Annotated in this window: 1 protein-coding gene; it reads right to left on the reverse strand. The window is 40.3% G+C overall.

Features of this window, described 5'->3' with window-relative positions; genetic code table 11:
- Positions 1-282 (reverse strand): hypothetical protein (locus COZ07_RS03695; protein WP_406607239.1); only part of this gene is annotated, 282 nt, incomplete at its 3' end.
- Between the last annotated feature and the right edge of the window lie 182 nt (positions 283-464).

The raw sequence follows: 464 nt of genomic DNA on the forward strand, positions 1-464 counted from the left end.
ACCTTCCCCATTATGAATAGGCCAGTTATATTTACATTTCTTCGGTTTAGGCAGGACAAAGAGCATGGAAATAGATAATGCTTCTGACCTGGCATAAGATTCCAAAGGCGAATCAGATAAGGCCTGATTCATGGCGATTCCAATTGCCTGTTTCCATGCCTTCCATTTATTTGTCGATTTGGAAAAGACAATCGGCTTTTTGCGCTTTATGCCGGATTTGTTAAACCAAGTAATTTCTTTTTTTGGCCAGACCGCCGGAGTCCCTTCAATAATGATTATCATTTTGCCCTTACTCCAATTTTTTGTTTATCCCGCCCGGACTAAAATCTATTGCATTAATCTTCCGAGCGGGACGATGACTATAAGATGGAGGGAATTTTCCTCACAGATTTCTTCTTTCCCTTCTTCTTTTCCTTCTTCTTGGGTTTCTTCTTGGGTTTCTTTTTATCACCCATCTCATTCTC

The organism is Candidatus Infernicultor aquiphilus (genome assembly GCF_002784285.1).
GTDB lineage: Bacteria > Atribacterota > Phoenicimicrobiia > Phoenicimicrobiales > Phoenicimicrobiaceae > Infernicultor > Infernicultor aquiphilus.